Here is a 26189-nt window from a genome sequence, read left to right on the forward strand (position 1 = left end):
CAGCCTATTTTCTTCGCGTCAGAGACCGGTAGAAACGTCGATCGACTGACCTTCAGCCAGCGTCACGATCGCCTTCTTGACGTCGCTCTGCTTGCCCACGATACCGCGGAAGCGCTTCACCTTGCCCTTGCGGACCAGGGTGTTGACGCCCGTGACCTTAACCTTGAACAGCGCTTCGACAGCCGCCTTGATTTCGGGCTTCGTCGCGGTCTTCAGAACGTTGAAGACGACCTTGCTCTGTTCGGTGGCAATGGTCGACTTCTCGCTCAGCACCGGGCTGCGGATGATGTCGTAATGCGACAGATTGCTCATTTGAACCGCTCCTGCAGCGCTTCGACCGCAGCCTTGGTCAGCACGAGCTTCTCGCGGCGCAGAATGTCGTACACGTTGATGCCCTGCACCGGCAGAACGTCGATGTGCGGCACGTTCCGGGTAGCGAGCCCGAAATTCTCATTGACCGACGCGCCGTCGATGATCAGCGCATTGGCCCAACCCAGCTTGGCGAGGTTCTCGCGAACCGCCTTCGTCTTCGGCGCATCGATGGCGATGTCCGAGACGATGACCAGGTTGTCGCCCCGGGCCTTGGCCGAGAGCGCATGCTTCAGAGCAAGCTGGCGGAACTTCTTGGTCAGGTCATGCGCATGGCTGCGCACCACCGGACCGAAGGCCTTGCCGCCGCCGCGGAACTGCGGCGCAGTCTTGGCACCGTGGCGAGCGCCGCCGGTACCCTTCTGCTTGTACATCTTCTTGGTCGTGCCGGAGACTTCCGAGCGACCCTTCGACTTGTGGGTGCCAGCCTGGCGCTTGGCCAGCTGCCACCGCACCATGCGGTGCAGGATGTCGCCGCGCGGCTCGAGACCGAAGATCTCGTCCGAGAGCGAAATTTCGCCCGCTGCCGTGCCGTCGAGCTTGGTGACCTTAATATCCATCATTCGGCCTCCTTCGCTTCGACCGCAACTTCAGCCGCCGCGCCGTTCTTCCGGATTGCGCCGGGAACCGGAGCATCCTTGGGAAGTGCGCGCTTGACCGCATCGCGAACCTCGATCCAGCCGCCCTTGGCGCCGGGAACGGCACCCTCGACCATGATCAGGCCGCGCTCGACATCCGTGCGAACGACCTTGAGGTTCTGAGTGGTCACGCGGACATCGCCCATGTGACCAGCCATCTTCTTGTTCTTGAACACCTTGCCCGGGTCCTGGCGCTGGCCAGTCGAACCGTGCACACGATGCGATACCGAGTTACCGTGTGTCGCGCGGCCACCACTGAAGTTGTGGCGCTTCATGACACCGGCAAAACCCTTACCGATCGAGGTGCCGCTAACGTCGACGAACTGTCCGACGACGAAATGCTCGGCGGTGAGCTCGGCACCAACCTCGATGAGGTTGTCCGGGGTCACACGGAACTCCGTGACCTTGCGCTTTGGCTCGACCTCTGCCTTGGCGAAATGACCACGCTCAGCCTTGGGCGTGTTCTTCACCTTGGCGAGACCGCTTCCAAGCTGGACCGCGGTGTAACCGTTCTTATCTTCCGTCCGATGAGCGACAACCTGACAGTTGTCCAGCTTCAGCACCGTTACCGGCACCTGCTCGCCTGCATCCGTATAGATGCGGGTCATGCCCACCTTCTGTGCGATCAATCCAGAGCGCATTCTATCCTCGCTCGCCTCAGAGCTTAATTTCGACGTCCACACCGGCCGCCAGGTCGAGCTTCATAAGCGCGTCCACGGTCTGCGGTGTGGGGTCGACGATGTCGAGAAGACGCTTATGCGTCCGCATCTCGAACTGCTCACGGCTTTTTTTGTCGATATGCGGCGACCGGTTCACGGTGAACTTCTCAATTTGCGTGGGAAGTGGCACCGGGCCTACTACGCGGGCACCAGTACGCTTTGCCGTGTTCACGATCTCTCGCGTGGATGCATCGAGAATCCGATGATCGAACGCTTTGAGCCGGATCCGGATATTCTGACCGTTCATCGATTTCTGTCCTCAGGTGACATGGGCACACGACACCGCCGTGTGCCCGGTCCGGCCGACCTTACTTAATGATGCTGGCGACGACGCCGGCGCCGACGGTACGACCGCCTTCACGGATGGCGAAACGCAGCTTCTCTTCCATGGCGATCGGCACGATCAGCTCGACATCCACCGAGATGTTGTCGCCCGGCATCACCATCTCGACGCCTTCCGGCAGCGTAACCACGCCCGTCACGTCGGTCGTGCGGAAGTAGAACTGCGGACGGTAGTTGGTGAAGAACGGCGTGTGACGGCCACCCTCTTCCTTGGTCAGGATGTAGGCCTCGGCCTTGAACACCGTATGCGGCGTCACGGAACCGGGCTTGCAGAGAACCTGACCGCGCTCGACGCCTTCACGGTCGATACCGCGAAGCAGAGCACCGATGTTGTCGCCAGCCTGGCCCTGATCGAGCAGCTTGCGGAACATCTCGACGCCGGTGCAGGTCGACTTGACGGTCGGACGGATGCCGACGATCTCGATTTCCTCACCGACCTTGACGATGCCGCGCTCGACGCGACCGGTCACGACCGTGCCGCGGCCCGAGATCGAGAACACGTCTTCGATCGGCATCAGGAACGGCAGGTCAACCGGACGCTCCGGCTGCGGGATGTAGGTGTCGACGGCGGTCATCAGCTCGAGGATCGCGTCCTCGCCCAGCTTGGCGTCGCCATCATTGAGCGCGACAACGGCCGAACCCTTGATGATCGGAATGTCGTCGCCCGGGAAGTCGTAGGACGACAGCAGTTCACGAACTTCGAGCTCGACGAGCTCCAGGAGCTCCGGATCGTCGACCAGGTCGCACTTGTTCAGGAACACGACGAGGGCGGGAACGCCGACCTGACGGGCGAGCAGGATGTGCTCGCGGGTCTGGGGCATCGGGCCGTCGGCGGCCGAGCAAACCAGGATCGCGCCGTCCATCTGGGCTGCGCCGGTGATCATGTTCTTCACATAATCGGCGTGGCCGGGGCAATCGACGTGAGCGTAGTGACGGTTGGCCGTCTCGTACTCGACATGTGCGGTCGAAATCGTGATGCCGCGAGCGCGCTCTTCGGGGGCGGCGTCGATCTGGTCGTACGCCTTGAACGTCGCACCACCGGTCTTCGCCAGCACCTTGGTGATGGCCGCGGTCAGCGAGGTCTTGCCGTGGTCAACATGGCCGATCGTGCCAATGTTGCAATGCGGCTTATTGCGTTGGAATTTTTCTTTTGCCATCGGACTTCTCCGTCTCGTCTATCAGCAGGTTCAGTTTCGCGTCGTAAAGGTCTAGGCGTACTTCGCCTGGACCTCCTGAGCGACGGCCTGCGGGACCTGCTCATAATGATCAAACTGCATCGTGTAGCTCGCGCGGCCCTGGCTCATGGAACGCAGGTTGTTCACGTAAGAGAACATGTTGGCGAGCGGGACGAAGGCCGTGATGACATTTGCGTTGCCGCGCATGTCCTGGCCCTGGATCTGGCCACGGCGCGAATTCAGATCGCCGATAACCGAACCCACATATTCTTCCGGCGAAACGACTTCGACCTTCATGACGGGCTCGAGGAGGGCCGGATTGGCCTTCAGGAGACCTTCGCGAAGAGCCGCACGGGACGCGATTTCAAACGCGATCGCCGAGGAGTCGACTTCGTGATAGGCGCCGTCGATCAGCGAGACCTTGACGTCCACGACCGGGAAGCCCGCGATCGGGCCGGAGGTCATGACCGAGTTCAGGCCCTTTTCGACGCCGGGGACGTATTCCTTCGGAACAACGCCGCCGATGATCTTGTTTTCGAAGCTGTAACCGGCACCGATCTCGCTCGGCTCGATGACGAACTTGACGCGGGCGAACTGGCCCGTACCGCCGGTCTGCTTCTTGTGGGTGTAGTCGATTTCCGTCTTCTTGCGGATGGTCTCTCGATAAGCCACCTGCGGAGCGCCGACATTCACGTTGATGTTGTACGGCGCACGACGAAGGATATCGATCTTGATGTCGAGGTGAAGCTCGCCCATCCCCTTGATGATAGTCTGGCCGGACTCGCTGTCCGTCGAGACGCGGAAGGACGGATCCTCGGAAGCGAGCTTCTGCAGCGCAGTGCCCAGCTTCTCCTGGTCGGCCTTCGAAGCCACTTCCACCGACATTTCGATGACCGGCTCGGGGAACTCCATCTTCTCCAGGATGATCGGAGAAGCGGGGTCGCAGAGCGTGTCGCCGGTGCGGCTTTCCTTCAGACCAACGAGAGCGATGATGTCGCCGGCATAAGCCACGTCGATATCTTCACGCGAATTGGCATGCATCGCGACCATGCGGCCGATACGCTCTTTCTTCTCCTTGGTGGAGTTGAGGAGCGTGGTGCCCTTGTTCAGGACGCCGGAATAGATGCGGGCGAAGGTCAGGATGCCGAACGGGTCTTCAATGATCTTGAAGGCCAGCATGGCAAGCGGCTCGTCGTCGGTCGAATGACGCTCGACTTCCAGCTCGGTCTTGACGTCGATGCCCTTGGTCGGCGGCACATCGACCGGCGACGGGAGGTAATCGACAACCGCGTCGAGCAGCGTCTGAACGCCCTTGTTCTTGAAGGACGAACCGCAAAGAACCGGGAACCAGTTCGAATGCAGCACGGCCTTGCGGATCAGCGACTTGAGGGTCGCCAGGTCCGGCTCGTTGCCTTCGAGGTAGGCTTCCATAGCGGCATCGTCGAGCTCGACGGCAGCTTCGATCAGATTGGCGCGAGCGGCCTGGGCCTTCTCGAGCAGATCCGCCGGGATCTCGACTTCGTCATACATCGCGCCGAGGCTTTCGTCATTCCAGACGGCGGCCTTCATGGTCACGAGGTTGATGATGCCCTTGAACTCGTTCTCGGCGCCGATCGGCAGCTGGATCGGAACAGGGCGAGCGCCGAGGCGCTGCTTGATGTCCGCGATGCACATGTCGAAATTGGCGCCGGTCTTGTCCATCTTGTTACAGAAGACAATGCGCGGAACGTGGTACTTGTCGCCCTGACGCCAGACGGTTTCCGTCTGCGGCTCGACGCCCTGGTTGGAGTCGAGAACGCAAACGGCGCCGTCGAGCACACGCAGCGAACGCTCGACTTCGATCGTGAAGTCAACGTGGCCGGGGGTGTCGATGATGTTCAGGCGCTTGCCGTTCCAGAACGTCGTGGTCGCGGCAGAGGTAATCGTGATGCCACGCTCCTGCTCCTGCTCCATGTAGTCCATGGTGGCAGCGCCGTCGTGGACTTCGCCGATCTTATGGCTCTTGCCCGAATAGTACAGAATCCGCTCGGTCGTCGTCGTCTTGCCCGCGTCGATGTGGGCCATGATTCCGAAGTTGCGGTAGTCTTCGATCTTATGCGTGCGGGCCATAATGGTCTGCCTTTGTCCGATCGTTACCAGCGATAGTGCGAGAATGCGCGGTTGGCTTCAGCCATCCGGTGCGTGTCTTCGCGCTTCTTCACGGCATTGCCGCGGCTGTTCGAGGCGTCCAGCAGCTCGCCGGACAGACGCTCGATCATCGTCTTCTCGTTGCGGCCACGAGCCGCGGTGAGGAGCCAACGAATGGCGAGAGCCTGGCGACGGTCCGTACGAACCTCGACGGGAACCTGGTAGGTTGCACCACCGACACGACGCGAACGCACTTCGATGTGCGGAGCGACGTTGTCCAGAGCCTGGCGGAACACCACGACGGGCTCCTGCTTGGTCCGATTCTGGATGATGTCGAAGGCACCGTAAACGATGCTCTCGGCAACCGACTTCTTGCCGTCATACATGACGGCATTCATGAACTTGGTGACGACGATATCGCCGAACTTGGGGTCCGGGATGATCTCGCGCTTTTCTGCACTATGGCGACGGGACATTGATCCTGTTCCCTATTACTTCGGACGCTTCGCGCCGTACTTGGAACGACGCTGCTTACGGCCCTTGACACCCTGGGTATCGAGCACGCCGCGCAGGATGTGGTAGCGCACGCCCGGCAGATCCTTGACGCGGCCGCCACGGATCATGACGACAGAGTGCTCCTGCAGGTTGTGGCCTTCGCCCGGGATGTAGCCAATGACTTCAAAGCCATTGGTCAGGCGAACCTTCGCGACCTTACGAAGGGCCGAGTTCGGCTTCTTCGGCGTGGTCGTATAGACGCGAGTGCAAACGCCGCGCTTCTGCGGGTTCTCCTGCAGCGCCGGAACCTTGTTCCGCTTCGCCGGCGCTTGACGCGGCTTGCGGATGAGCTGGTTAATTGTCGGCATGCTTCGCCTTTCAGCTAGCCTACGGTTCTGTTTCTGTCTTCCGCTCTTCGCACCTTCGCCACAGCCGATTGACCATGAACAAAGAGCGCCCGGACCGCTTACCGCGGAGGCGCTACGAAAAGCAGAGGATCACGGCGGTTGCCGCGATCGTGCGTGTCGTTCTTAACTCTTGTTTCGATTCGGACAGCGTTTAAGTCTGAACTCCGCGACGTGGCGCCGCTGGAAAAACTGAACTTACCGCCTGCCTGAAAGCTTGCGGAACCTACTTATTCGGATGGTTCCAGTCAACCCCTGCGCGGGGTTCTTTTCAAAGCGCCCCGCCACGCAAGGATTCCCCAAACCGCAGGACCGTCCCGCAACATTCGCAATGATCGGAACGCGATCACGGAAGATTGTTGCCCAGCCTGCCGCGTGGATCTCAAGCGAGGCGGGAATCGCCTCGACTCACTCCGGGGCAGCCGTCCGCGTGGAGAACGGCATTCCTTTCTGACCGGTTACGATCATCAGGATTCGCACGGTTTCGTCACCGACGACTCGGCCGTTATGGCGGTGATCGACCATTTCCGCAAACGAATCCCCCGCCTTGAAGATTCGCTGCGCCCCGCCCTCGCTGTCGACCTCGATCGTCCCGGCCAGGATGTAGGCGTAGGCCGGCACCGGATGCGTGTGCCAGCCGGTCTCGCCGCCCGCCGGAATCTCGACGATCAGGCTCTGCACTTCGGGATCGGTAAAGCTCGGGTAGTGGATCGGATCGCCACTCGTCGTCGTGGTCGTCTGCAGGATGCGCTTCACCTTGACGGAGGGCTTGTAGCTCTCCTCGGCAAACGCGGCGGTGGTCGCGAGCGTCGCGCCGAGCGCGATCAGTGTCAGAAGTTTCATCCTGGCCCCTCCCCGGGCGCGCTCCATGGAGCGCAACGGTAGCTGCCCCTGTCCGGAGCGGCTTTCCTCGGCGTCATTGCTAGAGAGTTCGACGCCAAAGGAAAAGGGCCGCCCGGAGGCGACCCTTCATCATGATGAACCCTTGTAGCCGCCGGCCGCTATTCGGCCTTCAGGAAGTCGCCGACCTCGAGCACGATGAACTCGTTGTTGTCGGCCTTGCCCTGCGCACGACCGACCGAGAACGGGAAGTTGTTGTCGTCGGCGACGATGATGTGGGTCTCGTCGATCCGGTCGACATTCTCGATGGTCTCGAACGGGAAGGTGAAGACGCCGTCCTTCGAGCCGACGCGAGCGACGGCGTTCGGATCCTTGATGTTCATCAGGTCGATAAAGCCGATCTTGCGCACGACGCCGTCGGCATCGGTCTTGGAGAGATCGACCAGGTAGATGCGCTTGAACTTGGCCGGTGTTTCCGCCCAGCCCTCGCGGGCATCGCCCTGCCCGCCATCGCGCTCGATCACGAGCGCGCGGTTGGCGTCGATCATGTTGAAGTCGCCGATCGCGTTGCCGAAGTCCTCGAGCGGATAGTAGCGGACCGTATCGGCGAAGGCCTTCGACGCAAGGTCGAAATCGAAGATCGGCAGCACGGACTTGCCGCCCTTCTCGACGAACTTGCCGGCCTTGGCGTCCCAGGGCGCGCCTTCCAGCATGGGATGCAGGGTCTTGCCGTCCGCTGACAGCGCCATGCCTTCAAAACCCTTGGAGCGGCGCACGTTGAATTCGGGCATCGGCTTGTCGGGACCGGCCGGCATGACGACCGCATAATTGTCGGGGCTGCGATAGGTCACGCCGGCAACGACGGTCTCCTTGAGGCTGAGCACCGTGCCATCCGCATCCACCTCGACCAGGTAGGGGCCGAACTCATCGCCGATCCAGAAATGGTCGCCGACCTTCTGGATGCTCTCGGGATCGAAGTCGGCGCCGGTGAGATAGCGGGCATCCGTATTCTCGTTGACCACCCGGAACGGGACGACACGGTTCGGGTCTTTGGCGAAGACCGTCTTGACGATCTCGACGCGGCCCGTCTTCCAGTCCGGCTTGACGATGTGGAACATGATCATCGCGTCGGCGGAATTGGCCTTGGCGCCAAAGCCATTGTCGGTCAGCACGACATAGGTACCGTCGCCGAGCGCGCGGATGCCGGAGAAGCCCTGCACGGGCTGGCCGGCGAACGGACGGGCCAGGCCGGTCTTCTCGTCGAAGATCGAATAGAGACGATCGAAGCGGCGGCCAAAATCGGCGCCCGTACCGGTGTAGCGGCCGGAGGTATTGAGCGTCGCGGGCGCATCGGCAGGCGGCACGGCGAAGCTCTGGGCCGGCAGCAGGGCGTGCTGGCTCAGCACGGCATCGAACTGCGTGGGCTCTGCCGCGGAAGCGCTTGCCGCCATGGCGACGAGCGAAAGGCCGGCGAGAAGGAACTGGCGAGGCGACATGGACGAATCTCCGTTCGGGATAACGGAGTTCTCCTAGGCGGCCCATGTCTCAGCCGAGCGACGGCGCAATGTCACCTTCATGACAGGCCGCCGAACAGTCAGACCCGGCGTAGCCCCTAATAGGCCACGCCGCTGGGCTTCAGCAGCGAGCCAGCCGTATCGGCATTGTCCGAAAGCGTGTTGCCGAGCGCCTTGATCTGGGAGTTGTAGGTATCGCGGGTATCCGGATCGATGATGGCGACCGGCGCGGTCACGATCAGGCCGGCCGCAGTGCCAACGCTGGCGGCAGCGCCCGTTGTCACGGCAACGAGCTTGTCACCGAACGCCGTCTTCGAATCCGTCATGGTCTGGCCTTCGGCGAGACGCGCCCCGATCAGTTGCACAACCTCGGGGCTCGCGGCGAACTTCGCATGGTTCAGCCGGTCATCCGTATGCAACTTGGTCAGGTCGATGACGGTGATCTTGTCCTGCTGCAGCTCGGACGCAAATGGCTCCTGGGCGACGTTGATCTGCCCCAGGCGTTCAACATTGCCCCAGACGCGCCGCGAAACCTTCAAGGCGCGATCATCCTGCGAGACGAACAGGGTAACATTCGGCCCGTTGACGCCAATATCGGCCATCTGGCGGCGGAAGACGTCGATATCGACGTCCGGGGCGGCCAGCATGACGTTCTTGATCTTCGGCGCGATGCGCTTGTCGCGGATCGCCATCTGGCGCAGCGCCTCCAGCGTCACCCAATTGCCCATGGAGTGGGCCAGGATGGAGACTTCGTCGACATTGGGATCATCCGCAAGCGCCTTCAGCAGAAGCTCGAGCGCATCGCGCGAATAGTTGTTGCTCTCCCGGTCATAGCCATAGGCAAGGACGCTGCCGCGCGAGGGCCAGGTGAACAGGATCGGCACGACGTCCGAATCCGAGTCATGCACGATCTGGGCAAAGCGGTAGACGGCATCTTCAAAACGGTTGTTGAAGCCATGGATGAAGACCAAGGCCTGACGCTTCGGTGTTGCCTTGATGCGCTTGTTGAACCATGCCCTCGCCTGAGCGAGGTTCATATCCTCGGCCTTGACCGTGACGAAATCCGTAGAGGGATTTCCCGGCAGTTTCTTCGGCCACTGCACGTCGCCCTTTTTCCGGATCGAGTCCGGCGGGATCGAGACGACGATGTTGGCAAAATCGATGGCCCGGCCGCGTTCACCCGTGAACATCTGGCCAGGGACGGTCGAACGCTGGCGCGTGGTCGCGACGGCCATGTCGACCGTGGTGCTGCCGGGAACGGGCGCCGTGATCGACACGGGAAGCAGCACGTCCTTCGGACGGCCGCCGCAGCCTGCGAGCAAGCCAACGAGCACGAGGCTCGTGACACCAGTCCGGACCAGAACCATCAGGCTACGCAAGTTGACCTACCCCCGAAAAACACGAAGCCTTCGCCATTCCCCAGCCAAGCTCCGCAACGCTCATTGTAGCCTATCCCGAAAGCAAGTTGCATGTCTGGCCCGCTGGCGACAACAAACTTCGGGAGCGCGGCTTCTGCGCCACGAAAAAGGCCGCCCGAAGGCGGCCTTTTCCATTCCTGGACCGAGTGGATTACTCGGCCGCGTTGGTCAGATCACCGAGCAGGCCAGCAGGCGCTGCCGCCGGCTGCGACGCTGCCGAGGAACGGCGACGCTCCTCGAGGATCAGCTCGTCGCGCTTGGTCGCGATCTCGCGGATACGGCCCATCGTTCCGCCGGTACCCGCCGGGATGAGGCGGCCGACGATGATGTTCTCCTTGAGACCCTCGAGCGGATCGACCTTGCCGTTGACGGCCGCCTCGGTGAGGACGCGGGTCGTTTCCTGGAAGGACGCTGCCGAGAAGAACGAACGCGTCTGCAGGCTGGCCTTGGTGATGCCGAGCAGGACCGGGTTGCCCTGGGCCGGCTTCTTGCCCTCGGACTTGGCCTTCTCGTTCACCACGTCGAACTCCAGGCGATCGATCTGCTCGCCATTGAAGAACTCCGTCTCGCCGGCATCATAGACCTCGACCTTCTGCAGCATCTGGCGAACGATCACCTCGATGTGCTTGTCGTTGATCTGCACGCCCTGCAGGCGATAGACGTCCTGGATCTCGTTGACGAGGTAGGCCGCGAGTGCCTCCACGCCCTTGATCGCCAGGATGTCATGCGGCGCAGGGTTGCCGTCCATGATGTAGTCGCCCTTCTCCACGGCGTCGCCTTCCTGGAGATGGAACGGCTTGCCCTTCGGGATCAGGTACTCGATCGGCTCCAGCAGCTCGCCATCCAGACCGACCGATCCCTCGACCGGCTCGACGATGACGCGACGCTTATTCTTGTAGTCTCGGCCGAAGCGGATCGTGCCGTCCATCTCTGCGATGATGGCGTGATCCTTCGGACGACGGGCCTCGAACAGCTCCGCCACGCGCGGCAGACCGCCCGTGATGTCGCGCGTCTTGGCGCCTTCCGTCGGAATACGCGCCAGCACGTCGCCGGCGTGAACCGTCGAACCGGGATCGACCGACAGAATGGTCTCGACCGACAGCATGTACCGGGCTTCACCGCCACGGGCCAGCTTGAGGATCTTGCCGTCCTTGCCCTTGATCACGATCGCCGGCTTCAGATCGCCGCCGCGCGGATTGGCACGCCAGTCGATGACGACGCGCTTGGTGATGCCGGTCGCCTCGTCGGCCGTTTCCACGACCGAGATGCCTTCGACCATGTCTTCGTAGCCGACGATACCCGAGACTTCCGTCAGAACCGGACGGGTGTAGGGGTCCCACTCGGCCAGACGCTGGCCGCGCTTGACCTGGTCACCTTCGTCGACGTGAACGCGCGAACCGTAGGTGACGCGGTTGACCGCGCGCTCCATGCCGTCCTTGTCGACGATGACGATCGCCATGTTGCGGCCGAGGGCCACCAGCTTGCCGCCGGAGTCGCGGACCACGTTGCGGTTACGCATCGTGACCGTGCCTTCGAAGCTCGACTCGATGAAGGACGAGTCGACCACCTGTGCCGTGCCACCGATGTGGAACGTGCGCATGGTGAGCTGCGTGCCGGGCTCGCCGATGGACTGGGCCGCGATAACGCCGACGGCCTCGCCCATGTTGACGGTCGTGCCGCGCGCCAGATCGCGACCGTAGCAGGCCGCGCAGACGCCGATCTTCGTGTCGCAGGTCAGCACCGAGCGGATCTTGACCGCCTGGACGCCAGCCTTCTCGACGCGATCGACATCCTTCTCGACGATCAGGTGACCGGCCGGAACCAGCACTTCGCCGGTCGCGCCCGAAACGATGTCCTCGGCAGCCGTACGGCCGAGAATCCGCAGGCCGAGCGAAGCGACGACCTGGCCGCTGTCGATCACTGCCTGCATCTTCAGGCCGTTCGTCGTGCCGCAATCCTGCGCAATGATGATGCAGTCCTGCGCCACGTCGACGAGACGACGCGTCAGATAGCCCGAGTTCGCCGTCTTCAAGGCGGTGTCGGCCAGACCCTTACGGGCACCGTGGGTCGAGTTGAAGTACTCGAGAACGGTCAGGCCTTCCTTGAAGTTCGAGATGATCGGGTTCTCGATGATCTCGCCCGACGGCTTGGTCATCAGACCGCGCATGCCGGCAAGCTGCTTCATCTGGGTCGGCGAACCACGGGCACCCGAGTGGCTCATCATGTAGACCGAGTTCATCGGCTTTTGACGGCCGGTTTCCGCGTCGTGATGAACGGCGGAAATGCCCTTCATCATCTCGGCGGCGACGGCGTCACCACACTTGGCCCAGGCGTCGACGACCTTGTTGTACTTCTCACCGAAGGTGATCAGGCCATCATTGTACTGCTGCTCGTAATCCTTCGCGAGCGCCTGCGTTTCCTCGACCAGCTTGGCCTTGGTCGGCGGGATGACCATGTCGTCCTTGCCGAACGAGATGCCGGCACGGCAGGCTTCGCGGAAGCCGAGCGCCATGATGCGATCGCAGAAAATGACCGTCTCCTTCTGACCGCAATGGCGGTAGACGGCGTCGATCGTGTTCGAGACTTCCTTCTTGGTCATCAGCTTGTTGACGACGTCGAAGGGCAGGTTGTGGTGCTTCGGCAGCAATTCGCCGATCAGCAGGCGACCCGGGGTGGTGTCGTAGATCTTCGACGTGACGTTGCCGTCCGCGTCGACGCCACGATAGCGACCCTTGATCTTGGTGTGCAGCGTGATCGCCTTGGCGGCGATCGCATGCTCGATCTCGGCAATCGAACCGAACAGCATGCCCTCGCCCGGCTCCTTGTCTGCCATGATCGACAGATAATAGAGGCCGAGGACGATATCCTGCGACGGCACGATGATCGGCTGGCCGTTCGCGGGATGCAGGATGTTGTTGGTCGACATCATCAAGACGCGCGCTTCCAGCTGCGCTTCCAGCGACAGCGGAACGTGCACGGCCATCTGGTCGCCGTCGAAGTCGGCGTTAAAGGCCGAGCAGACGAGCGGATGCAGCTGGATCGCCTTGCCTTCGATCAGCACGGGCTCGAAAGCCTGGATGCCGAGGCGGTGAAGCGTCGGGGCGCGGTTCAGCAGGATCGGATGCTCGCGGATAACCTCATCCAGGATATCCCAGACCTCCGGCTTTTCCTTTTCGACGAGCTTCTTCGCCTGCTTGACCGTGGACGAGAAGCCCTTGGCGTCAAGACGCGAGTAGATGAACGGCTTGAACAACTCGAGCGCCATCTTCTTCGGCAGGCCGCACTGGTGCAGCTTCATTTCCGGACCCACGACGATCACGGAACGGCCGGAGTAGTCGACGCGCTTGCCGAGCAGGTTCTGGCGGAAACGGCCCTGCTTGCCCTTCAGCATGTCGGAGAGCGACTTCAGCGGACGCTTGTTGGCGCCGGTGATGACGCGGCCACGACGGCCGTTGTCGAACAGCGCATCGACCGCTTCCTGAAGCATGCGCTTCTCGTTGCGGATGATGATGTCCGGAGCGCGCAGCTCGATCAGCCGCTTCAGACGATTGTTGCGGTTGATGACGCGGCGATACAGGTCATTCAGGTCGGAGGTCGCGAAGCGGCCGCCGTCGAGGGGAACCAGCGGACGCAGATCCGGCGGGATGACCGGGATGACCGTCATGATCATCCATTCCGGGCGATTGCCGGATTCGATGAACGCTTCGACCAGCTTCAGGCGCTTGCCGAGCTTCTTCGGCTTCAGCTCCGAGGTCGAGGTGGCGATCTCTTCGCGCAGGTCGACGGCCAGCTTCGGCAGGTCGAGCGCCATCATCATCTCGCGGATGGCTTCCGCGCCGATCAGGGCGGTGAACGAGTCATCGCCATATTCGTCCTGGGCGCGCAGGTACTCTTCCTCGGAAAGAAGCTGACGCTCCTTCAGAGGGGTGAGGCCCGGCTCGATGACGACGTAGTTCTCGAAATACAGGATCCGCTCGAGATCTTTCAGCGTCATGTCCATCAGCATGCCGATACGCGACGGCAGCGACTTCAGGAACCAGATGTGAGCGACGGGCGCTGCGAGCTCGATGTGACCCATGCGGTCGCGCCGAACGCGTGCGAGCGTGACTTCCACGCCGCACTTCTCGCAGATGATGCCCTTGTACTTCATGCGCTTGTACTTACCGCACAGGCACTCGTAATCCTTGATCGGTCCGAAAATGCGCGCGCAGAACAGGCCGTCGCGCTCGGGCTTGAACGTACGGTAGTTGATCGTTTCCGGCTTCTTGATCTCACCGTACGACCAGGACAGAATCTTCTCAGGGCTCGCAATGTGGATGCGGATCTGATCGAAATTCTGTGCCGGCTGCGCCAGCGGATTGAAGATGTTCGCGACTTCTTGATTCATCGCCGATCTCCTTCGATGCCGGTGGCCGGTTGAGGATCACCCTCTACCGGAACACCGCATGTAAACTGAATGGGCCTATCGGAAACCGCGGCGGATTATTCCGCCGCGTCCGGAAGCCTTGCGTTCGCCTCGGCGTCCAAGGCCTTCTTGGACTGATTGAGCTCGACGTCGAGCCCGAGGGACCGCATTTCCTTGACCAGCACGTTGAACGATTCCGGAATACCGGCCTCGAACGTGTCATCGCCGCGGACAATCGCCTCATACACCTTGGTACGGCCGGCCACGTCGTCGGACTTCACGGTCAGCATTTCCTGCAGCGTGTAGGCGGCGCCATAGGCTTCGAGAGCCCAGACCTCCATCTCGCCGAAGCGCTGGCCACCGAACTGCGCCTTACCACCCAGCGGCTGCTGCGTGACGAGCGAGTACGGGCCGATCGAACGGGCGTGGATCTTGTCATCGACCAGGTGGTGCAGCTTGAGCATGTAGATGTAGCCCACGGTCACCTTGCGGTCGAATGCCTCGCCCGTACGTCCGTCATACAGAACCGACTGGCCGGAGTCGTGAAGACCCGCCTCCTCCAGCATCTCGACGATGTCCGGCTCACGCGCACCGTCGAAGACCGGCGTCGCGATCGAGACGCCCTTCTTCAGGTGTTCGCTCATCCGGATGACCGAAGCGTCGTCCAGTTCCGCAACCGGCTGATCCTTCGGACCGTTATAGATGCCGTCGAGGGTGAGGCGGAGCGGCTTGACGTCGCCCGACTTCTTATAATCCTCGAGCATCTTGCCGATCTTCAGGCCCATGCCTGCGCAAGCCCAGCCCAGATGCGTCTCCAGGATCTGGCCGACATTCATGCGGCTCGGCACGCCGAGCGGATTGAGCACGATGTCGACATGCGTACCGTCCTCGAGGAACGGCATGTCCTGGATCGGGGTGATCCGCGACACGACGCCCTTGTTGCCGTGACGGCCGGCCATCTTGTCGCCCGGCTGGATCTTGCGCTTCACCGCGACGAAGACCTTGACCATCTTCATCACGCCCGGAGGCAGCTCGTCGCCGCGCTGCAGCTTCTCGACCTTGTCGATGAAGCGCTTCTCCAGCCGCTTGCGGCTCTCGTCATACGACCCGCGCAGAGCCTCGATCTCGCCCATGACCTTTTCGTCGGCGAAGGCGAACTGCCACCACTGGGACCGCGGATACTCCTCGATGACATCGCGCGTCAGCACGGTGTCCTTCTTGAAGTTCTTCGGGCCGCTGGAAGCGGTCTTGCCGTCGAACATATCGACCAGGCGGCCATAGACGTTACGGTCCAGGATGGCCTGCTCGTCGTCACGATCCTTGGCGAGACGCTCGATCTCTTCCCGCTCGATCGCCATCGCGCGCTCGTCCTTCTCCACGCCATGGCGGTTGAAGACGCGCACTTCCACGATGGTGCCGGTCACGCCCGGCGGCACGCGGAGCGAGGTATCGCGAACGTCGGAAGCCTTTTCACCGAAGATGGCGCGCAGAAGCTTTTCTTCCGGCGTCATCGGGCTTTCGCCCTTCGGCGTGATCTTGCCGCAAAGGATGTCGCCCGGCTGCACGTCGGCGCCGATATAGACGATACCGGCTTCGTCGAGGTTCTTCAGCGCTTCTTCCGAGACGTTCGGAATGTCGCGCGTGATTTCTTCCGGACCGAGCTTGGTATCGCGCGCCATGACCTCGAACTCCTCGATATGGATCGAGGTGAAGACGTCATCCGACACGATGCGCTCGGACAGGAGGATCGAGTCCTCGAAGTTGTAGCCGTTCCACGGCATGAACGCGACGAGCACGTTCCGGCCGAGCGCCAGATCACCGAGATCCGTCGACGGGCCGTCCGCCAGGATATCGCCCTTGCCGACGCGATCACCCACGCGGACAAGCGGCCGCTGGTTGATGCAGGTCGACTGGTTCGAACGCTGGAACTTCATCAGACGATAGATATCGACACCCGACTTCGAAGGATCAAGTTCCTCCGTCGCGCGGATAACGATACGGGTCGCATCGACCTGGTCGACGATACCGCCGCGGCGAGCCGCGATGGCAGCGCCCGAATCACGGGCAACGACGGCCTCCATGCCGGTACCGACGAAAGGCGCCTCGGCGCGAACGAGCGGCACCGCCTGACGCATCATGTTCGAGCCCATCAGGGCGCGGTTCGCGTCATCGTTCTCGAGGAACGGGATCAGCGAGGCCGCGACCGAAACGAGCTGCTTCGGCGACACGTCCATGAAGTCGACGCGGTCCGAGGTGACCATGACGTTTTCGCCGGAATGGCGGCTGATGATCAGGTCATCGGTCAGCTTGCCGTTCGCATCGAGTTTCACGTTCGCCTGGGCGACGTAGTACTTCGACTCTTCCATCGCCGACAGATAGACGATGTCCATCGTCGCCACGCCGTCCTTGACGCGCCGGTACGGGCTCTCGATGAAGCCGTACTTGTTGACGCGGGCAAACGTCGCGAGCGAGTTGATCAGGCCGATATTCGGGCCTTCCGGCGTCTCGATCGGGCAGATACGGCCGTAATGCGTCGGGTGCACGTCGCGCACTTCGAAGCCGGCGCGTTCGCGCGTCAGACCACCCGGGCCAAGCGCCGAAAGGCGACGCTTGTGGGTGATTTCCGACAGCGGGTTGGTCTGATCCATGAACTGCGACAGCTGCGACGAGCCGAAGAACTCGCGCACGGCGGCAGCCGCCGGCTTGGCGTTGATCAGATCCTGCGGCATGACGTTGCCGATCTCGACCGACGACATGCGTTCCTTGATCGCGCGCTCCATGCGGAGCAGACCGACGCGGTACTGGTTCTCCATGAGCTCGCCGACCGAACGCACACGGCGATTGCCGAGATTGTCGATGTCGTCGATTTCGCCCTGGCCGTCGCGCAGTTCGACAAGCGTCTTGATGACCGCGAGGATGTCTTCCTTGCGGAGCACGCGCACGGTGTCCTCGGCCGTCAGGTCGAGGCGCATGTTCATCTTGACGCGGCCGACGGCCGACAGATCGTAGCGCTCGCTGTCGAAGAACAGCGACTGGAACATGGCGGTCGCGGTATCGACGGTCGGCGGCTCGCCCGGACGCATGACGCGGTAGATGTCGAACAGCGCGTCTTCACGCGACTCGTTCTTGTCCACGGCCAGCGTGTTGCGGATGTAGGCGCCGATATTGATGTGGTCGATATCGAGAACCGTGACTTCGTCGTAGCCGGCCTCGTCCAGGATCTCGAGCAGCTTCTCGCTGATCTCGTCACCGGCTTCGGCGTAGACTTCACCCGTGGTCGGGTTGACGATGTCCTCGGCGATATAGGTGCCATGCAGGTCCTCGTTGAGAACCTTCAGCGCCTTGACGCCCTTCTCGGCCAGGCCGCGAGCGGCGCGGGCCGTCAGCTTCTTGCCGGCCTCGACCACGACTTCGCCGGTGTCGGCGTCGATCATGTCCATGGCGGCCTTCATCCCGCGCATACGCGCCGGATCATAAGGCATGCGCCAGCCATCGCCGACCTTGGAGTAGACGATCTTCGAATAGAAGGTGTCGAGGATCTCTTCGCCGTCCATGCCGAGCGCGAACATCAGCGACGTCACCGGAATCTTGCGGCGACGGTCGATGCGTGCGTGCACGATGTCCTTGGCGTCGAACTCGATGTCGAGCCAGGAACCGCGATACGGGATGATGCGGGCGGCGAACAGGAGCTTGCCCGAAGAATGGGTCTTGCCCTTGTCGTGATCGAAGAAGACACCCGGCGAGCGGTGCATCTGCGAGACGATCACGCGCTCGGTGCCGTTGACGATGAAGGTGCCGTTGGACGTCATCAGGGGCATTTCGCCCATGTAGACTTCCTGCTCCTTGATGTCCTTGACGGACTTCGCACCGGTGTCCTCGTCGACATCGAACACGATCAGGCGCAGCGTGACCTTCAGCGGCGCCGAGAAGGTGATGCCACGCTGGCGGCACTCGTCGACGTCATACTTCGGCGGGTCGAAATCATAGCGGACGAATTCGAGCAGCGCCGTATTCGAGAAGTCCGAAATTGGAAATACGGATTTGAAAACGGCCTGCAAACCTTCGTCCGGACGCCCGCCCTTCGCTTCCTCAACCATGAGGAATTGGTCGTAGGACGCCTTCTGAACCTCGATGAGGTTCGGCATCTCGGCCACGTCGCCGATGGACCCGAAGACCTTGCGGATGCGCTTACGACCGGTGAATTCCAGGGCCATGTTCGCTCCTTCTTTACGTTCAAGAACAGCTATCCGGAAAGCCGTATAGCCGCGCTCAGGCGCGGCTCTCTGGATAGCGGTCCTTATGGACCATGATGGAAACCGGCCCCGGCAATCCGGGGCCGGCCTATTTCAATCGACTTACTTGACGTCGACCTTGGCGCCTGCGCCCTCGAGCTGCGTCTTGAGCTTGGCAGCCTCGTCCTTCGAGACGCCTTCCTTGACGGCCTTGGGAGCTGCTTCGACCAGGTCCTTGGCTTCCTTGAGGCCAAGAGCGGTGATCGCGCGGACTTCCTTGATCACGTTGATCTTGTTCGCGCCGGCCTCAACGAGGATGACGTCGAACTCGGTCTTCTCTTCCACAGCGGCGGCCGGAGCGGCAGCAGCGGCAGCAGCAGCGACCGGAGCAGCAGCCGAAACGCCCCACTTCTCTTCGAGAAGCTTGGAGAGCTCAGCAGCCTCGAGCACGGTCAGGGCGGACAGATCGTCCACAATCTTTGCAAGATCAGCCATTTTATATTCCTGTCAGTTCGAACTTCGTTTGAATGAGAGAACGGCCTACGCCGCTTCATCCTTCTTGGCATAGGCGCCGAACACGCGGGCAAGCTGCGCCGCGGGTGCGCTGACGACCGTCGCGATCCTGGTGGCCGGTGCCTGAAGCAGGCCGACCAACTTACCGCGCAGTTCATCCAGCGACGGCAGCGTGGCAAGAGCCTTGACGCCGTTCGGATCCAGATTGGTCTTGCCCATCGCGCCGCCGAGAATGACGAGCTTGTCATTCGTCTTGGCGAAATCGGACACGACCTTGGGAGCTGCCACCGGATCGCTCGAATAAGCGACGATCGTCGGACCTGTGAACAGGTCCGCAATGTGAGCAGACTCAGTGCCTTGAAGGGCGAGCTTGACGAGGCGGTTCTTAGCGACCTTTACGCTGACCCCTGCCACGCGAGCCTTGCCACGAAGGGCGGTGAGCTCGGCGACGGTGAGGCCGGCATAGTGTGCCACGACGACGACATTGGCCTCCTGGAAGACCTCGTTCATCGTCGAGACAAGTTCGCGTTTTTCCGCTCTTTCCACTTGCCTCTCTCCAGATAGGCGGGTGACCTTTCGGTCCTTACCACCGGTTACGTATGCCGCGACCAGATGTCCGATCGCAGCGCTGCGTGCCTGTCCCCCAGCCACTCTCGCGAGCTTCGGGTCAAAGAGGTTCGAACTGATAAGCGGCTTGCGCCGAAAATCCATCTTCCCCCCGTCTATGCAGGAGATTAAGCCGGCAAGCCGGCCCCTGCAGTCTCGGACAGGTATTGGGCCGGGCGGAGAGCGAACCCTCCGCCGGCCATCTTGCCGCCCGGAAGACCGGGCGGAGATTCTTGAGCCTTACGCGCCGAGCGCGGTGGCCGGATCGACATGGACGCCGGGGCCCATGGTCGAGGAAACGGCAACCTTCTGAAGGTACGTGCCCTTCGCGCCGGTCGGGCGGGCCTTCTGGACGGCGTCCACGAAAGCCTTGATGTTCTGGACCAGCTTCTCGGTGTCGAAGCTCGCCTTGCCGATGCCGGCATGGATGATACCAGCCTTCTCGACGCGGAACTCGACCGAACCGCCCTTGGCGCCGGCAACAGCCGTTGCGACGTCCATGGTGACCGAGCCGACCTTCGGGTTCGGCATCAGGCCGCGCGGGCCGAGCACCTTACCGAGACGGCCGACCAGCGGCATCATGTCCGGGGTCGCGATGCAGCGATCGAAATCGATCGTGCCGCCCTGAACGATCTCGAGCAGATCCTCGGCGCCGACGATGTCCGCACCCGCTGCCTTGGCTTCTTCAGCCTTGGCGCCGCGTGCGAAAACCGCGACGCGGACCTTACGGCCGGAGCCGTTCGGGAGGTTGCAGACGCCGCGGACCATCTGGTCTGCATGGCGGGGATCGACGCCGAGATTGAGGGCGACCTCAATCGTCTCGTCGAACTTCGCATTGGCGCGATCCTTGATGAGCGCCACTGCGACGCTGATCGGATAGAGCTTGTTGCGGTCGATGCCCTCGCGGGCGTTGATAACGCGCTTACCGTGCTGAGCCATGATCAGGCAACCACCTCAAGGCCCATAGACCGGGCGGAACCTTCGATCATCCGAGCCGCCGCTTCGATGTTCTCGGCGTTCAGATCCTTGAGCTTCTTCGTCGCGATCTCGACGCACTGGGCGTGCGTGACCGAACCGGCGACGGCGCCCTTGCCCGGCGTCGTTGCGCCCTTGGCAAGGCCAGCGGCCTTCTTCAGAAGGAAGCTCACCGGCGGCGTCTTCATCACGAAGGTGAAGGACTTGTCCTGGTAGTAGGTGATGACCACCGGTACCGGGGAGCCCTTTTCCATTTCCTGGGTCTGCGCGTTGAACGACTTGCAGAATTCCATGATGTTGATGCCGCGCTGACCGAGCGCGGGACCGATCGGCGGCGACGGGGTCGCCGAGCCGGCCTTGACCTGAAGCTTCAGGTAGCCTGCAACTTTCTTTGCCATTTTTATTCCTTTCCCATGCCGGCAACCCGCCGACGAGGTAGGCCGACATCACATCGGCCAATTGCCAGCCTCAGCTGGCAGGAATGGCGTGGTGCGGATGGCGACACTTGGCGAGCGCCGCATCCTCCCACGCCCAAACGATCAGAGCTTTTCGACCTGACCGTATTCGAGCTCCACCGGAGTGGCGCGCCCGAAAATCGACACGGCGACCTTGAGCCGCGCGCGAACCTCGTCGACTTCCTCGACAAGGCCATTGAACGAAGCAAACGGGCCGTCCGAGACGCGGACCTGCTCGCCGACTTCGAAACTGACGGACGGCTTCGGCCGCTCCACGCCTTCCTGCACCTGATGGATGATGCGGTTGGCTTCGGCTTCCGAGATCGGCATCGGCCGATTGTCGGAGCCGAGGAAGCCCGTCACCTTCGGCGTGTTCTTGATCAGATGATAGGCGTCATCGGTCAGCGCCATCTTCACGAGTACGTAACCCGGGAAGAATTTACGCTCGGCATCGATCTTGCGACCGCGGCGAACCTCGACGACCTTCTCGGTCGGAACCAGGATCTCGTCGAAAAGATCGGCGAGGCCACGCTGGCCCGCCTGCTCGCGGATCGACTCCGCGACCTTCTTTTCGAAGTTCGAATAGGCGTGGACAATATACCAGCGTTTATCCAATGAACTGTCCTCCGCCTATCGGCCGAGACCGAGCAGGAACGAGACGCCCCAGCTCAGACCGAAATCGGCAATGGTGAAGAACAGGCTCGCAAGCACGGCCATAACGAAGACCATGACTGTCGTGATCGCGGTTTCGCGACGAGACGGCCATACGACCTTCGATACCTCCGTGCGAACCTGCTGGAGGAACGTAAATGGATTAGTTTTGGTGGCCATTACCCGCTCACGGCTTGCGGGCGCGCGGACGTCTGTCTGCGCACCCCGCTGGGAAGCGTTACATAGAACCGATCAATCGATTCCTCAAGTAGTAAATTGGCAGGGGCAGTAGGATTCGAACCTACGACCTACGGTTTTGGAGACCGTCGCTCTACCAGCTGAGCTATACCCCTACCGGAGAGAAGGCCTGTTTCCAGCCCTTCTCAAAACCTTCCGACGACGTTCCTGCTACTTAGCAGACCCGCGCCGGGCTTGCATCACTTAATGATGCTGGCGACGACGCCTGCGCCGACGGTACGACCGCCTTCACGGATGGCGAAGCGAAGCTTTTCTTCCATGGCGATCGGCACGATCAGCTCGACATCCACCGAGATGTTGTCGCCCGGCATCACCATCTCGACGCCTTCCGGCAGCGTCACCACGCCCGTCACGTCGGTCGTGCGGAAGTAGAACTGCGGACGGTAGTTGGTGAAGAACGGCGTGTGACGGCCACCCTCTTCCTTGGTCAGGATGTAGGCCTCGGCCTTGAACACCGTATGCGGCGTCACGGAACCGGGCTTGCAGAGGATCTGGCCGCGCTCGACGCCTTCACGGTCGATACCGCGAAGCAGAGCACCGATGTTGTCGCCAGCCTGGCCCTGATCGAGCAGCTTACGGAACATCTCGACGCCGGTGCAGGTCGACTTGACGGTCGGACGGATGCCGACGATCTCGACTTCCTCGCCAACCTTGACGATGCCGCGCTCGACGCGGCCGGTCACGACCGTGCCGCGGCCCGAGATCGAGAACACGTCTTCGATCGGCATCAGGAACGGCAGGTCAACCGGACGCTCCGGCTGCGGGATGTAGGTGTCGACGGCGGTCATCAGCTCGAGGATCGCGTCTTCGCCCAGCTTGGCGTCGCCATCATTGAGCGCGACAACGGCCGAACCCTTGATGATCGGAATGTCGTCGCCCGGGAAGTCGTAGGACGAGAGCAGTTCGCGAACTTCGAGCTCGACGAGCTCGAGGAGCTCCGGATCGTCGACCAGGTCGCACTTGTTCAGGAACACGACGAGGGCGGGAACGCCGACCTGACGGGCGAGCAGAATGTGCTCGCGGGTCTGGGGCATCGGGCCGTCAGCGGCAGACACGACCAGGATCGCGCCGTCCATCTGGGCTGCGCCGGTGATCATGTTCTTCACATAATCGGCGTGGCCGGGGCAATCGACGTGGGCGTAGTGGCGGTTCTGCGTCTCGTACTCGACGTGTGCCGTCGAAATCGTGATGCCGCGAGCGCGCTCCTCGGGAGCAGCGTCGATCTGATCATAAGCCTTGAACGTAGCGCCACCGGTCTTTGCAAGAACCTTGGTGATGGCCGCGGTCAACGACGTCTTGCCGTGATCCACGTGGCCGATCGTGCCAATGTTGCAGTGCGGCTTGTTGCGCTGGAATTTCTCTTTTGCCATCGACGTCGCTTCCTGTCGTCTCGTTCCTACGAGCCGGACGGCTCGAACTGCACCATCAACCTGCTGCGCACCGCGTTCAAACCGCGCAAGTAGCGCAAGGCTCAGTTGATGGAGCGGGTGAAGGGAATCGAACCCTCGTATTCAGCTTGGAAGGCTGCTGCTCTACCATTGAGCTACACCCGCACGCTAACGTTCCGTCGAAATGGTGGAGGAGGTTGGATTCGAACCAACGTAGACTAAGTCAACGGATTTACAGTCCGTCCCCTTTAACCACTCGGGCACTCCTCCAAATCACTTCGGCAGAGCGTCATCGTTCAGGCTTTACCGTCGGAAGCAGCCGTTGCTGCCCCGCCGATGGGGGCTCTTATGACGGGGAGACCTTGCCCTGTCAACGCCTAACCAACCAACTATCCCGCGTTCCGTGCATGGCTGGAAAACGGCCGCGCAGTTCGATTGCCGGTTTGGCTCGCCCCTCGTATAAGCGGGGCATGACCGACGAAAACAAACAGAGCAAATCGCAGCGGCAACCCGGGCATTTCCGCGGTGGCAAGGGCAAGCCCGGCCACAATGGACCCCGCCGCTTCGCCTCCAACGCCCCGGCCGAACGCCGTCCGGATCAGCTGTGGATATATGGCATTCATGCCGTCGCGGCCGTGCTTGGCAATCCGCGCCGCAAGGTGCTGCAGCTGCTGGCGACGCAGAATGCAGCCAGCCGGCTTGTCGAGGAAGGGGCGACTCTCCCGGGCGACCTCAAGGACACCTCACCGCGCGACCTCGACCGGCTGCTCGGCTCGGACGCCGTGCACCAGGGCGCCGCGGTGGAAGTCGCGCCGCTCGAACCGCTCGATCTCGATGCGCTGGGCGATGCCCGCCTCGTCGTCGTGCTCGACCAGGTCACCGATCCCCATAATGTCGGCGCCATTCTCCGGTCCGCCGTCGCGTTCGGCGCGGATGCGCTGATCACCACCGGCCGCCACGCGCCGGCCGAGACCGGCGTGCTGGCTAAGTCCGCCTCGGGCGCGCTCGAAAACATCGCGATGATCGAAGTTCCGAATCTCGCCACCGCCCTCACCGACCTGCGCGACATGGGCTATTCCTGCGTCGGCCTCGACAGCGAGGGCACGGTTCCGCTGGAAGAAGCGATTCGGGGCGACAAGATCGCCCTGGTGCTCGGCGCCGAGGGCAGGGGCCTACGCCGGCTGACCCGCGATCGCTGCGACGTCGTCGCCCGGCTCGACATGCCCGGCGCGATCAAGAGCCTCAACGTCTCCAACGCGGCCGTGCTGTCGCTCTACCTCGCCCACCGCCATCTCGAAACGGCGACGACTTAAGCTCCGTCGAATCACGCGGGCCTCGTTGTCCCGCGTGATTCGTCCGTCCCGCCCTGTCCTCGCCCCGGCGGCACACCCGCCGTAGCCGAAACGCGAAATGCAGCGGATTGCGGAAAACTGCACGATCCACGCTTGACCGGCGGGGGCGGTCCTCACTACACCCGTCTCCGTGCCGGATTAGCTCAGCGGTAGAGCAGCGGTTTTGTAAACCGAAGGTCGGGGGTTCAATCCCCTCATCCGGCACCATCTTCCCTGACATGTGCGCCCGTCGACACCGACCCTCCCCCGAGGCTCCGCAGGGCACTGCACCAATGTTGCCCCGAACCTAGCCCAGCACCGACTGCTCGCGGCAGATGCGATCGACCAGGACGTCGAAGTCTCCCTTGGGCGGCCGCTGCTTCGCCAGGCGCTGCTGCAGGTGCCGGATCGGCTCGGCCAGGATTTCCTCCAGGCTTTCGGCGCACTGGAAATCGCCGGCCACGCGCTTGACCTTCGAATTGTCGAAGATCGCCGTCCAGGCCTTGTCTCCGGTCAGCGGGCCGATCCATTCGGGGTTGTAGCGGACCAGCGTATCGGTCGGGACATGCACGATCTTTGCCTCGACGCCAAGCATGCGGGCGATGGTCTTCTGGATGTCGTCCCAGATATGGGCGCGGTCGCTGGTGATGTGGAAGATGTCGTTGAGCGCCGCTTCCTTGCCGAACAGGCCGACAAACGGCACCGCGAAATCGACCGAGCGGGTCAGCGTCCACGGCGTATGACCATCACCGGCCACGATGGTCGGTTCGCCGTCCAGCATGCGGCGCGCCATGATATCGCTGTCGCCGATCATGATCGGCAGGCCGGTGCGAACCGTATGGCTGGGGCGCACGATGGTCCAGGCCAGTCCCCGCGAATCCTGCAGCCGCTTTTCGCACTCGATCTTGGCCTGGCTATAGGGCCAGTAGGGATTGATCGCCGGCGTCGCCTCGGTGATCACGTAGTGCCGCGCCGGCTTTTCATAGACCGAGGCCGACGAGATGAAGACGTATTGTCCGCAATGGCCGGTGAAGATCTCGATATCACGCTCCACCTGATCCGGCGTGAACGCGATGAACTGGCAGACGACGTCGAAATTCTTTTCGGCGAGCCCGGCGTATTCCGGCCCGGCGAGGTCGCCGACGATCGATTGGACGCCCTGGGGCAGCGCGCTTTCGCGCTTGCCGCGATTGAAGACGCTGACCTGGTGCCCCTGCGCCACGGCACGCTCGACACAGGGATAGGATATCTGGCCGGTGCCGCCGATGAAGAGAATGTTCAGCGCCATCTGAAGAACCTTTGTCGGATGCGGGGACTCAACCCGCCCACCTTGG

Annotated in this window: 22 protein-coding genes and 4 tRNA genes; 2 read left to right on the forward strand and 24 right to left on the reverse strand. The window is 62.2% G+C overall.

What is annotated here, in order from left to right; genetic code table 11:
* Positions 1-18: 18 nt before the first annotated feature.
* From ABIE08_RS07840 to ABIE08_RS07950, 23 genes are all read right to left on the reverse strand, one after another.
* The gene (locus ABIE08_RS07840; protein ID WP_018184906.1) at positions 19-312 is read right to left on the reverse strand and encodes a 50S ribosomal protein L23; all 294 of its coding nucleotides are present in this window, start codon (positions 310-312) and stop codon (positions 19-21) included.
* The gene (gene rplD, locus ABIE08_RS07845) at positions 309-929 is read right to left on the reverse strand and encodes a 50S ribosomal protein L4 (protein ID WP_266335053.1); all 621 of its coding nucleotides are present in this window, start codon (positions 927-929) and stop codon (positions 309-311) included. Before rplD ends, ABIE08_RS07840 begins: the two co-directional genes overlap by 4 nt.
* Positions 929-1648 carry a 50S ribosomal protein L3 gene (rplC, locus tag ABIE08_RS07850; RefSeq protein ID WP_266335009.1) on the reverse strand — a complete coding sequence of 240 codons (720 nt, stop codon included), beginning with the start codon at positions 1646-1648 and terminating at the stop codon, positions 929-931. The genes rplD and rplC overlap by 1 nt, the downstream gene beginning before the upstream one ends.
* A 16-nt stretch (positions 1649-1664) precedes the next feature.
* A complete protein-coding gene (rpsJ, locus tag ABIE08_RS07855; protein ID WP_018184903.1) occupies positions 1665-1973 on the reverse strand; it encodes a 30S ribosomal protein S10 in 309 nt (102 codons plus the stop codon).
* A 61-nt stretch (positions 1974-2034) separates the two neighbouring features.
* On the reverse strand, positions 2035-3225 hold the full coding sequence (gene tuf, locus ABIE08_RS07860; RefSeq protein WP_354550030.1) for an elongation factor Tu: 1191 nt from the start codon (positions 3223-3225) through the stop codon (positions 2035-2037).
* A gap of 51 nt (positions 3226-3276) precedes the next feature.
* The gene (gene fusA / locus ABIE08_RS07865; RefSeq protein WP_354550032.1) at positions 3277-5352 is read right to left on the reverse strand and encodes an elongation factor G; all 2076 of its coding nucleotides are present in this window, start codon (positions 5350-5352) and stop codon (positions 3277-3279) included.
* A 23-nt stretch (positions 5353-5375) separates the two neighbouring features.
* The gene (gene rpsG, locus ABIE08_RS07870; protein ID WP_018184665.1) at positions 5376-5846 is read right to left on the reverse strand and encodes a 30S ribosomal protein S7; all 471 of its coding nucleotides are present in this window, start codon (positions 5844-5846) and stop codon (positions 5376-5378) included.
* 15 nt (positions 5847-5861) lie between these two features.
* Complete coding sequence (rpsL, locus tag ABIE08_RS07875) at positions 5862-6233, reverse strand: 30S ribosomal protein S12 (protein ID WP_018184664.1); 372 nt, start codon at positions 6231-6233, stop codon at positions 5862-5864.
* Positions 6234-6677: 444 nt separating this feature from the next.
* Entirely contained in the window at positions 6678-7112 is a 435-nt protein-coding gene (locus ABIE08_RS07880; RefSeq protein WP_354550034.1) for a cupin domain-containing protein, read from the reverse strand.
* A gap of 158 nt (positions 7113-7270) precedes the next feature.
* The gene (locus ABIE08_RS07885; RefSeq protein ID WP_354550036.1) at positions 7271-8605 is read right to left on the reverse strand and encodes an esterase-like activity of phytase family protein; all 1335 of its coding nucleotides are present in this window, start codon (positions 8603-8605) and stop codon (positions 7271-7273) included.
* Positions 8606-8721: 116 nt separating this feature from the next.
* Positions 8722-9990 carry an alpha/beta hydrolase gene (locus ABIE08_RS07890; RefSeq protein ID WP_354551624.1) on the reverse strand — a complete coding sequence of 423 codons (1269 nt, stop codon included), beginning with the start codon at positions 9988-9990 and terminating at the stop codon, positions 8722-8724.
* A 202-nt stretch (positions 9991-10192) separates the two neighbouring features.
* Positions 10193-14428 (reverse strand): DNA-directed RNA polymerase subunit beta', encoded by a 4236-nt coding sequence (gene rpoC / locus ABIE08_RS07895; protein WP_354550038.1) that lies wholly within the window; start codon positions 14426-14428, stop codon positions 10193-10195.
* 95 nt (positions 14429-14523) lie between these two features.
* Positions 14524-18660, reverse strand: coding sequence for a DNA-directed RNA polymerase subunit beta (gene rpoB / locus ABIE08_RS07900; RefSeq protein ID WP_354550040.1), 4137 nt, complete (start codon positions 18658-18660; stop codon positions 14524-14526).
* 141 nt (positions 18661-18801) lie between these two features.
* The gene (rplL, locus tag ABIE08_RS07905) at positions 18802-19173 is read right to left on the reverse strand and encodes a 50S ribosomal protein L7/L12 (protein WP_354550042.1); all 372 of its coding nucleotides are present in this window, start codon (positions 19171-19173) and stop codon (positions 18802-18804) included.
* Positions 19174-19218: 45 nt separating this feature from the next.
* Positions 19219-19737 carry a 50S ribosomal protein L10 gene (rplJ, locus tag ABIE08_RS07910; RefSeq protein ID WP_354551626.1) on the reverse strand — a complete coding sequence of 173 codons (519 nt, stop codon included), beginning with the start codon at positions 19735-19737 and terminating at the stop codon, positions 19219-19221.
* 300 nt (positions 19738-20037) lie between these two features.
* Positions 20038-20736, reverse strand: coding sequence for a 50S ribosomal protein L1 (gene rplA, locus ABIE08_RS07915; protein ID WP_354550044.1), 699 nt, complete (start codon positions 20734-20736; stop codon positions 20038-20040).
* A 2-nt stretch (positions 20737-20738) separates the two neighbouring features.
* Positions 20739-21170 carry a 50S ribosomal protein L11 gene (gene rplK / locus ABIE08_RS07920; RefSeq protein ID WP_354550046.1) on the reverse strand — a complete coding sequence of 144 codons (432 nt, stop codon included), beginning with the start codon at positions 21168-21170 and terminating at the stop codon, positions 20739-20741.
* Between the two features lie 141 nt (positions 21171-21311).
* The gene (gene nusG / locus ABIE08_RS07925; protein ID WP_266334976.1) at positions 21312-21842 is read right to left on the reverse strand and encodes a transcription termination/antitermination protein NusG; all 531 of its coding nucleotides are present in this window, start codon (positions 21840-21842) and stop codon (positions 21312-21314) included.
* 15 nt (positions 21843-21857) lie between these two features.
* Positions 21858-22058, reverse strand: coding sequence for a preprotein translocase subunit SecE (gene secE, locus ABIE08_RS07930; protein WP_266334978.1), 201 nt, complete (start codon positions 22056-22058; stop codon positions 21858-21860).
* Positions 22059-22155: 97 nt separating this feature from the next.
* Positions 22156-22231, reverse strand: a tRNA-Trp gene (locus ABIE08_RS07935).
* Positions 22232-22315: 84 nt separating this feature from the next.
* Positions 22316-23506, reverse strand: coding sequence for an elongation factor Tu (gene tuf, locus ABIE08_RS07940; RefSeq protein ID WP_354550048.1), 1191 nt, complete (start codon positions 23504-23506; stop codon positions 22316-22318).
* Between the two features lie 109 nt (positions 23507-23615).
* A tRNA-Gly gene (locus tag ABIE08_RS07945) sits at positions 23616-23689 on the reverse strand.
* A gap of 20 nt (positions 23690-23709) precedes the next feature.
* Positions 23710-23794 (reverse strand) — tRNA-Tyr (locus tag ABIE08_RS07950).
* A 200-nt stretch (positions 23795-23994) separates the two neighbouring features.
* Between ABIE08_RS07950 and rlmB the strand changes: the two genes are divergently transcribed.
* Positions 23995-24837: a 23S rRNA (guanosine(2251)-2'-O)-methyltransferase RlmB gene (gene rlmB, locus ABIE08_RS07955; RefSeq protein ID WP_354550050.1), complete on the forward strand. Its 843-nt coding sequence runs from the start codon at positions 23995-23997 to the stop codon at positions 24835-24837.
* Positions 24838-25008: 171 nt separating this feature from the next.
* Positions 25009-25083: transfer RNA gene (locus ABIE08_RS07960), tRNA-Thr, on the forward strand.
* 79 nt (positions 25084-25162) lie between these two features.
* Here ABIE08_RS07960 and ABIE08_RS07965 read toward each other — a convergent pair.
* On the reverse strand, positions 25163-26143 hold the full coding sequence (locus tag ABIE08_RS07965; RefSeq protein WP_354550052.1) for an SDR family oxidoreductase: 981 nt from the start codon (positions 26141-26143) through the stop codon (positions 25163-25165).
* Between the last annotated feature and the right edge of the window lie 46 nt (positions 26144-26189).

Source organism: Kaistia defluvii (genome assembly GCF_040548815.1).
Taxonomy (GTDB): domain Bacteria; phylum Pseudomonadota; class Alphaproteobacteria; order Rhizobiales; family Kaistiaceae; genus Kaistia; species Kaistia defluvii_A.

Coding starts and splice junctions, on each gene's coding strand:
- ABIE08_RS07965 (WP_354550052.1), bottom strand. CDS start 26,143: ATGGCGCTGAACATTCTCTTCATCGGCGGCACCGGCCAGATATCCTAT.
- rpoB (WP_354550040.1), bottom strand. CDS start 18,660: ATGGCCCTGGAATTCACCGGTCGTAAGCGCATCCGCAAGGTCTTCGGG.
- secE (WP_266334978.1), bottom strand. CDS start 22,058: ATGGCCACCAAAACTAATCCATTTACGTTCCTCCAGCAGGTTCGCACG.
- ABIE08_RS07885 (WP_354550036.1), bottom strand. CDS start 8,605: ATGTCGCCTCGCCAGTTCCTTCTCGCCGGCCTTTCGCTCGTCGCCATG.
- tuf (WP_354550030.1), bottom strand. CDS start 3,225: ATGGCAAAAGAAAAATTCCAACGCAATAAGCCGCATTGCAACATTGGC.
- rpsL (WP_018184664.1), bottom strand. CDS start 6,233: ATGCCGACAATTAACCAGCTCATCCGCAAGCCGCGTCAAGCGCCGGCG.
- fusA (WP_354550032.1), bottom strand. CDS start 5,352: ATGGCCCGCACGCATAAGATCGAAGACTACCGCAACTTCGGAATCATG.
- rpsJ (WP_018184903.1), bottom strand. CDS start 1,973: ATGAACGGTCAGAATATCCGGATCCGGCTCAAAGCGTTCGATCATCGG.
- ABIE08_RS07890 (WP_354551624.1), bottom strand. CDS start 9,990: ATGGTTCTGGTCCGGACTGGTGTCACGAGCCTCGTGCTCGTTGGCTTG.
- rlmB (WP_354550050.1), top strand. CDS start 23,995: ATGACCGACGAAAACAAACAGAGCAAATCGCAGCGGCAACCCGGGCAT.
- rplC (WP_266335009.1), bottom strand. CDS start 1,648: ATGCGCTCTGGATTGATCGCACAGAAGGTGGGCATGACCCGCATCTAT.
- tuf (WP_354550048.1), bottom strand. CDS start 23,506: ATGGCAAAAGAGAAATTCCAGCGCAACAAGCCGCACTGCAACATTGGC.
- rplK (WP_354550046.1), bottom strand. CDS start 21,170: ATGGCAAAGAAAGTTGCAGGCTACCTGAAGCTTCAGGTCAAGGCCGGC.
- rplA (WP_354550044.1), bottom strand. CDS start 20,736: ATGGCTCAGCACGGTAAGCGCGTTATCAACGCCCGCGAGGGCATCGAC.
- ABIE08_RS07840 (WP_018184906.1), bottom strand. CDS start 312: ATGAGCAATCTGTCGCATTACGACATCATCCGCAGCCCGGTGCTGAGC.
- rpoC (WP_354550038.1), bottom strand. CDS start 14,428: ATGAATCAAGAAGTCGCGAACATCTTCAATCCGCTGGCGCAGCCGGCA.
- rplD (WP_266335053.1), bottom strand. CDS start 929: ATGGATATTAAGGTCACCAAGCTCGACGGCACGGCAGCGGGCGAAATT.
- ABIE08_RS07880 (WP_354550034.1), bottom strand. CDS start 7,112: ATGAAACTTCTGACACTGATCGCGCTCGGCGCGACGCTCGCGACCACC.
- rplL (WP_354550042.1), bottom strand. CDS start 19,173: ATGGCTGATCTTGCAAAGATTGTGGACGATCTGTCCGCCCTGACCGTG.
- rpsG (WP_018184665.1), bottom strand. CDS start 5,846: ATGTCCCGTCGCCATAGTGCAGAAAAGCGCGAGATCATCCCGGACCCC.